This window comes from Dietzia sp. DQ11-71, from assembly GCF_014144995.1.
GTDB classification, from domain to species: Bacteria; Actinomycetota; Actinomycetes; order Mycobacteriales; family Mycobacteriaceae; genus Dietzia; species Dietzia kunjamensis.
The window spans coordinates 1-7,988 of record NZ_JAALDT010000339.1; the positions used below are offsets into that span (position 1 = coordinate 1).

6 protein-coding genes and 1 pseudogene are annotated in these 7,988 nt (G+C 70.0%); 6 read left to right on the forward strand and 1 reads right to left on the reverse strand.

The annotated features are described in order from the left end of the window. Together G6023_RS12090 and lepA are read left to right on the forward strand one after the other, a co-directional pair. Positions 1 to 474, forward strand: a 474-nt coding sequence (locus G6023_RS12090; protein ID WP_182635697.1) for an EthD domain-containing protein, incomplete at its 5' end; no start/stop codon positions are given. Positions 475 to 531: 57 nt separating this feature from the next. Next, positions 532 to 2,391 (forward strand): translation elongation factor 4, encoded by a 1,860-nt coding sequence (gene lepA / locus G6023_RS12095; RefSeq protein WP_132061991.1) that lies wholly within the window; start codon positions 532 to 534, stop codon positions 2,389 to 2,391. Between the two features lie 22 nt (positions 2,392 to 2,413). Here the strand turns inward: lepA and G6023_RS12100 are convergent, their stop codons facing one another. After that, entirely contained in the window at positions 2,414 to 2,926 is a 513-nt protein-coding gene (locus tag G6023_RS12100; RefSeq protein ID WP_120286292.1) for a CGNR zinc finger domain-containing protein, read from the reverse strand. Positions 2,927 to 2,952: 26 nt separating this feature from the next. Between G6023_RS12100 and G6023_RS12105 the strand changes: the two genes are divergently transcribed. The 4 genes and pseudogenes from G6023_RS12105 to G6023_RS12120 form a co-directional block, all read left to right on the forward strand. Then, on the forward strand, positions 2,953 to 3,774 hold the full coding sequence (locus G6023_RS12105; protein ID WP_132061989.1) for a TSUP family transporter: 822 nt from the start codon (positions 2,953 to 2,955) through the stop codon (positions 3,772 to 3,774). A gap of 59 nt (positions 3,775 to 3,833) precedes the next feature. Further along, a complete protein-coding gene (locus G6023_RS12110) occupies positions 3,834 to 5,942 on the forward strand; it encodes a M3 family metallopeptidase (protein ID WP_132061986.1) in 2,109 nt (702 codons plus the stop codon). A gap of 9 nt (positions 5,943 to 5,951) precedes the next feature. Then, positions 5,952 to 6,161, forward strand: coding sequence for a hypothetical protein (locus G6023_RS12115; protein WP_132061984.1), 210 nt, complete (start codon positions 5,952 to 5,954; stop codon positions 6,159 to 6,161). A gap of 168 nt (positions 6,162 to 6,329) precedes the next feature. Further along, positions 6,330 to 7,718: pseudogene (locus G6023_RS12120) on the forward strand (WS/DGAT/MGAT family O-acyltransferase); the annotation flags it as partial. Positions 7,719 to 7,988: the final 270 nt, after the last annotated feature.

Sequence of the window (7,988 nt, forward strand, 5' to 3'; positions counted from 1 at the left end):
GACCTGCTCGACGCGCTGCGCGAGCTGGGGTCGGTGTCGGCCTGGTCGGTCACCGCCTCCGAGCCGCTGCCCGCGCCCGGACCGGGGCCGGACGGCCGGTGCGAGGGAATGGCCAACCTGGCGTTCCTGCGGCGGCCCGAGCGCATCGGCCGGGAGGAGTGGCTGCGCACGTGGCTCGAGGAGCACACGCAGGTCGCCATCGACACCCAGTCCACCACCGCCTACACCCAGCACGTGGTGGTCCGCGCGTTGACCGCCGACGCACCGGTGATCGACGGGATCGTGGAGGAGGTCTTCCCCATCGAGGCCGCGACGGACCTCGGGGTGTTCTTCGACGCCGGCGGCGACGACGCGCGCATGGCGGCCAACATCGAGGCCATGACCGCCTCGACCGGACGGTTCCTCGACGACGGCACGGTGGACGCCGTCCCCACAGGGCGGTACGTGATGGGAGTTCCCGGCGTGGGCGTGTGACAATGGGGTGATCGCCCGGTCGGACCGCACCCAGCCACGCCCGGGCCCGCCCGAGGAGTGATCGAGATTCCCAACTTCGCAGAGACGACGTTCACCGATCCCGCCAGGATCAGGAACTTCTGCATCATCGCCCACATCGACCACGGCAAGTCGACGCTCGCCGACCGCATGCTGCAACTCACCGGCGTGGTCGAGGAGCGGCTCATGCGCGCCCAGTACCTCGACCGGATGGACATCGAGCGCGAGCGCGGCATCACCATCAAGGCGCAGAACGTCCGCCTGCCGTGGGTGCCGCGTTCCGGCCCCCACCAGGGCGAGGAGATCGTCCTGCACATGATCGACACCCCGGGCCACGTGGACTTCACCTACGAGGTCTCCCGCGCGCTCGAGGCGTGCGAGGGTGCGATCCTGCTGGTCGACGCCGCGCAGGGCATCGAGGCCCAGACGCTGGCCAACCTCTACCTGGCCATGGAGAACGACCTCGAGATCATCCCGGTGCTCAACAAGATCGACCTGCCGGCGGCGGACCCGGACCGGTTCGCCGAGGAGATCTCCCACATCGTCGGGTGCGAGCCGGACGACGTGCTGCGGGTCTCCGGCAAGACGGGCATGGGCGTCGAGGCGCTGCTGGACAGGGTGTGCGAGCGGATCCCGGCGCCCGTGGGCGATCCGGACGCCCCGGCCCGCGCGATGATCTTCGACTCGGTGTACGACACCTACCGCGGTGTGGTCACCTACGTCCGGGTGTTCGACGGCTCGCTCAACCCGCGCGAGAAGGTCAGGATGATGTCCACGGGCAGCACCCACGAGGCGCTCGAGGTCGGCATCATCTCGCCGGAGCCCAAAGCGACGAAGGGGCTCGGGCCCGGCGAGGTCGGTTATCTCATCACCGGCGTCAAGGACGTCCGCCAGTCCAAGGTCGGCGACACCATCACCACCGCCCGCGGCGGGGCGGAGGAGCCGCTCGCGGGGTACGCCGAGCCCAACCCGATGGTCTTCTCCGGGCTGTACCCGATCGACGGGTCGGACTACCCGGTCCTGCGCGACGCCCTGGACAAGCTCCAGCTCAACGACGCCTCGCTGGACTACGAGCCGGAGACCTCGGTCGCGCTCGGGTTCGGCTTCCGCTGCGGCTTCCTCGGACTGTTGCACATGGAGATCACCCGGGACCGGCTGGAGCGCGAGTTCAACCTGGACCTCATCTCCACCGCCCCGAACGTGGTGTACCGCGTGGTCGCGGAGGACGGCAGCGAGCACCAGGTCACCAACCCGTCGTACTGGCCCGAGGGCAAGCACCGCGAGATCTACGAGCCGATCGTCAAGTGCACGATCATCGTGCCCAGCGAGTACGTGGGCACGGTCATGGAGCTGTGCCAGTCCAAGCGCGGCGAGATGAAGGGCATGGACTACCTGTCCGAGACCCGCGTCGAGCTCCGGTACGTCATGCCGATGGGCGAGATCATCTTCGACTTCTTCGACTCGCTCAAGTCCCGCACCAAGGGTTACGCGTCGATGGACTACGAGGAGGCCGGCGAGCAGGTCTCCGATCTGGTCAAGGTCGACATCCTGCTGCAGGGCGAGGCCGTGGACGCGTTCAGCGCGATCGTGCACCGCGACTACGCCCAGGCCTACGGCAACAAGATGACGGGCAAGCTCAAGGAGCTCATCCCGCGTCAGCAGTACGAGGTGCCGATCCAGGCGGCGATCGGCGCGAAGATCATCTCCCGCGAGAACATCCGAGCGATCCGCAAGGACGTGCTCTCCAAGTGCTACGGCGGCGATATCAGCCGTAAGCGCAAGCTGCTGGAGAAGCAGAAGGAGGGCAAGAAGCGGATGAAGTCCATCGGGCGGGTGGACGTGCCGCAGGAGGCCTTCGTCGCGGCGCTGTCGGCGGATTCGAGCGCGGACAAGAAGTAGGTCCCCGCACCGTGCGCGTGACTCAGGTCCGCGCGCGGTGTCGGCGGACGGCGCACCGGTTGGTGCACCGCGTCGAGCAGTAGGTCTTGCGTCCGTTGCGGGTGGTGTCGGCGAAGACGGCGTCGCAGTCGTCGGCGGCGCACCGCGCGAGCCGGTCGATGCCCCGCGAGGTCAGGTGGAGTGCGGTGCCCACCGCGAACATGGCGGTGAGCAGGCGGGCGAAGGAGACGTCGTCGGCGCGGTAGTGCACGTGCCAGTGGCCGTCGTGGTCGGTGAGGCGCGGCGGTGCCGAGTGCTCGGCCAGGAGGGCGTTGAGGGCGTCGGCGCGCCCGTGCGGCGCTGTGGTGTCGACGACGACGAGCCACGCGTCCAGGAAGGTGTCGACCTCGTCCAGGTCCGCGTCCGAGGCGCTCCGATCGATGGTCACCCCCGCCTCGCGACAGCGGTCCACCAGTTCGCGGGTGGTGCGGGGGCGGCGATTGGCCAGGTCGGCGGCCAAGGTGACCGGATCGGCCCCGTAAGGGTTGATATACACAAACAGATTACAGCACAGTGATCGGCATGCCCTCATCGTTCGCGGCCGTCGCCGCGTCCCCCGCACTCGGTGTGTCCGTCTGGGTGCTCGCCGCGCTCGTCCTGGCGGCGTTCGTCGCCGGGTGGGTGGACTCGGTGGTCGGCGGGGGAGGGCTCATCCAGCTGCCGGCGCTGGTGATCGCACTGCCGGCGGAGGCCTCGACGCCGGAGATCCTCGGCACCAACAAATTGTCTTCGGTCGCCGGCACCCTGGTCGCGACCCTGACCTATCTCCGGAAGATCCGTGTGCCGGTGGCGATGGTGCTCCCACTGGTGGTGGCGGCTTTCGCGGGATCCGCGGCCGGGTCCTCGGTGGCCCGGTTCATCCCCAAGGAGCTCCTCACGCCGATCGTCCTGGTGGCCGTCGTGGCGGTGGGCGCCTACACCTACTTCACGCCGACCATGGGGCGGGTCCACGAGGAACGGCACACCGGCTGGTCGCGGACGTGGCGCTCGGCGCTCATCGGTGGGGTGATCGGGTTCTACGACGGGGTGCTCGGCCCGGGGACGGGGTCGTTCTTCGTCATCGCGATCGTCGCGTTCCTGGGGTTCGGGTTCCTCCAGGGCACCGTGGCGGCCAAGCTCGCCAATCTCACCACGAACATCGCCTCGATCCTGGTGTTCGGCCTCCACGGTGAACTGCTGTGGATCATCGGCGGGTGCATGGCGCTGGCCAACCTGGCCGGCGGGTTCCTCGGGGCGCGGATGGCGATGCGGCACGGCAACGAGTTCATCCGCACCGTGTTCCTCGTGGTCATCAGCATCCTGGCGGTGAGACTGGCCTGGGAAACCGCCACGCAGTGGCTGTGACCCCGGGGCCCGCCGCGGCGGGCGCCGACGCGACCGCCGGCGGACGTAGACTCCCGCACATGACCCTTCCGACCCCCGAGGCCTCCCGTCATCCGCTGCTCGACGAGTCGCCGTTGCCGTACGGCCTGCCGGACTTCGCCGCCATCCGGGAGGAGGATCTGGAGCCGGCCATCCGGACCGCGATCGACGACCACGCGGCCGAGGTCGCCGCGATCGTCGCCAACCCGGAGTCGGCGACCGTGGACAACACCGTGGTCGCCCTCGAGCGCTCGGGACTGGCCCTGGACCGGGTGCTGTCGGTGTTCTACGGCCTGCTCGGTCCGGACGCCACCAAGGCCCGCCTCGACGTGGACCGGGTCGTCTCGCCGCTGCTGGCCGCGCACCATTCCGCGGTGATGACCAATCCGGTCCTGTTCGGCCGGGTGGACGCGGTGCTCTCCGCTCTGGAGGCGGGGGAGTTGGAGGTGGACGACGAGACGGAGCGGCTCGTGCGCCGCCACCACCGCGACCTGCTGCGCGCGGGCGCCGCCCTCGACGACGCCGGCCGCGCCCGACTCACCGCCATCGACACCAGGTTGGCCGAGTTGACCACCGAGTTCGGCGAGAACCTGCTGGCCTCGACCACGGAACTGGCCGTCCCGGTCACCGACGAGGCCGAACTCGCGGGCCTGTCGGAGTCCATGCGGTCCACGCTCGCCGCGGTCGCCGCCGAGTCGGGGCGAGAGGGGTGGCTGATCCCACTGGGGCTTCCCACCGTGCAGCCGATCAGCGCCCTGCTCGACGACGCCGGTCTGCGCCACCGCGTCATGGAGGCCTCACTCGGTCGGGGCGCGACGCCGGGCCACGACAACACCCCGGTCGTGCTGGAGATCGTCCGCCTACGCGCCGAGCGGGCGCGGCTGCTCGGGCTGGGATGCCACGCGGAGCACGTCCTCGCGGTGGAGACCGCCGGATCGCCCGAGGCGGCTCGCGGGCTGCTGCTCGACGTGGTCGACGCGGCCGTGACCAACGCCCGCAACGAGGCCAAGGACCTGCTCGGCGGCGACGACCGTGACCTGAACCCGGCCGACTGGGCCTGGGCGTCCGAGCGGCTGCGGGCCGAGCGGTTCCGGGTCGACGACGCGACCGTCCGTCCCTACTTCGAGCTCGAGCGGGTCCTGCGTGACGGGGTGATGCACGCGGCATCCGAGCTGTACGGGCTGCGCTTCGCCGAGCGGAACGACCTGCGCGGGTTTCTCCCCGACGTCCGGGTCATCGAGGTGTTCGACGACGAGCGGGCCGAGCCCGACGCCGGCGTGGGTCTCCTGCTGTTGGACTACTACGCCCGCCCGACCAAGCGCGGCGGGGCGTGGATGAGCTCGTTCCGCGACCAGTCCCGGCTCCTGGACTCGCGGCCCATCGTCGTCAACGTCATGAACCTGGCCCGTCCCGCGGTGGGGCAGCCCACGCTGCTCACGATGGACGAGGTCACCACGATGTTCCATGAGTTCGGGCACGCCCTGCACGGGCTGCTGTCGGACGTGGAGTACCCGGTGTTCTCCGGCACCTCCGTGCCCCGGGACTTCGTCGAGTTCCCCTCCCAGGTCAACGAGATGTGGGCGCGTCGACCGGAGATGCTCGCGCACTACGCCCGGCAGGTGGAGACGGGGGCACCGATCGCCGAGGACCTCGTCGAGCGGATGCGGGAGGCCGAGCGCTTCGGTGAGGGGCAGGCGACCGTGGAGTACCTCGGGGCGGCACTGCTCGACCTGGCCTGGCACTCCCTGTCGCCGGAGGAGGCCGACGCCGTCACCGACGTCGACGAGTTCGAGGCCCGCGTCCTCGCCGAGGCAGGTCTCGACGTCCCCGGCATCGAGCCGCGTTACCGGTCCCGGTACTTCCAGCACATCTTCGCGGGCGGGTACTCCGCCGCGTACTACTCCTACTTCTGGGCCGAGGTGCTCGACGCCGACGCCACCGAGTGGTTCGTCGAGAGCGGGGGCCTGACGCGGTCCTCGGGCGAGCGGATGCGGCGCGAGGTGCTGTCCCGGGGCGGGGCCATCGACTTCCTCGACGCCTACCGCCGCATGCGGGGGTCGGAGCCGAGCACCGCCGCGCTGCTGCGTCGGCGTGGGCTCGACTCCTCGGTGGTGGGAGGCCACGGGGCCGCCACCGCCGGGCGGTCGTAGGATCGGGACGTGACGGCGTTCCTGCAGTTCTGGGACAGAGTCGAGCTCTGGCTCGCCACCCTGCCGTTCCCGTTGCAGGTGATGATCCTGCTCGTGATGGGGCTCCCGCTGTTCTTCCTCGTCGCGGTGGCGGTCGAGAAGGTCGCGGATGTCCTCGTCCACCGGTTCCGGGCGCTCGTCGCCCCGAGGACCGTCGAGACCCGGAAGGAGGTCCGTTGATGCCCCGGTCGCGTGTGACACTCGCCCTGGTCCTGCTGATCGCGCTCGTCGTGATCGCATGGGTCCTCGTCGAGGTGCTCTGACCCCCGTTCCACGGCAGGAATTCCGCGATCGCCGCGGAATTCCAACCACCGCCACGCGGCGCCGTCCGGCCGTACACTCCTCGACATGCAGCGCTTGAGTGGGCTCGATGCCAGCTTCCTCTACTTCGAGACCAGGTCCCAGCTCCTGCACGTGTGCGGGCTGATCGTCCTGGACGTCTCCGGGATGGAGGACGGGTACTCCTTCGAGGCCCTGCGGACCGAGCTCCGACGTCGGATCACCGCGATGCCGCCGTTCCGGCGCAAGTTGCACGACTCGCTGCTCAACGTGGACCATCCGGTGTGGGTCGAGGCCGAGGACTTCGACATCGACCACCACCTCCATCGCGTCGGTATACCGGAGCCCGGCGGGGACCACGAGCTCGCCGAACTGTGCGCCCACCTGGGCAGTCAGCCGATCGACCGGTCGATTCCGCTGTGGCAGATGTATGTCATCGAGGGACTGCCGGACGGCCGGGTGGCGGTCTTCGCCAAGATGCACCACTCGACAGTCGACGGCGTCACCGGCGCCAACATGCTCTCGCAGCTGTGCACCCTCTCCGCGGACGAGCCGGAGCTCGACGAGCAGCTGGTCGAGGAGACCGCCGGTGGGTCCGGCGCCCTGGAGCTCGCCGTCGGTGGTGCCCTGTCGCGCCTGGCCACGCCGTGGCGACTCGCCTCCCTGTTGCCGGGGACGGTCGGGGTGCTCCCCTCGTGGATCAACCGCGCCCGCAAGGGACTGGCGATGCCCGCGCCGTTCACCGCCCCGCGCACCCCGTTCAACCGCACGATCACCGGACACCGGTCGATCTCCTACGCGAGTGTGGACCTGGCGGACATCAAGCGGGTCAAGAACGCGTTCGGCACCACGGTCAACGACGTGGTGCTCGCCGTCTGTTCGACCGCTCTGCGCAAGTACCTCGACGACCGGGACGCGCTGCCGCGCAAGCCGCTCATCGCCATGGTCCCCATGTCGGTGCACGCCGCGGAGTCGCGCCCCGGCACCAATCGTGTCTCGGGCATGTTCATGTCCCTGGCCACCGACATCGACGACCCGGTCGGTCGGCTCGAGGCGATCCGCGACGCCAACACCGTCGCCAAGGACCACACCGACGCGCTGGACGCCAACCTGCTCACCGACTGGGCGCAGTTCGCGGCGCCCTCGGTGTTCGGCTCCGCGGTCCGCATGTATTCGCGACTCCGGCTGTCCGAGCGCCACCCCGTGGTGCACAACCTCGTCATCTCGAACGTGCCCGGCCCCAACTTCCCGCTGTACTTCCTCGGCGCGAAGATCGAGAAGATGCTGCCCCTGGGCCCGGTCTTCCACGGCGCGGGCCTCAACTGCACCGTGATGTCGCTGGACGGCAGTCTGCACTTCGGGTTCATCGGGTGTCGTGACCTCGTCCCGGATCCCTGGCCGTTGGCGAACGCGGTCGAGGACGCCCTGGCGGAGTTCGTGGTCGCGGCGGAGGAGCGGGAGAAGAGCGGCACCCCCACCGCCGCGCGCAAATCGGCGGGCGAGTTGGCGCAGGAGCGCAAGGAGCAGCGCAGTGCTGCCCGCCAGGCGTCCAAAGAGTCGGCGAAATCGGGGTCCAAGGCCACGACGGTGACCGGGCGCGAGCGCGCTTCGACCCGGGAGGCTCCGCAGGCCGGGACCGGCGAGGGCGCGGCCTCGCGGCCCGCCACCGGAGAGGCGGGTGCCACGACGGCGCCGGCCAAGAAGGCGCCCGCGAAGAAGGCTCCGGCC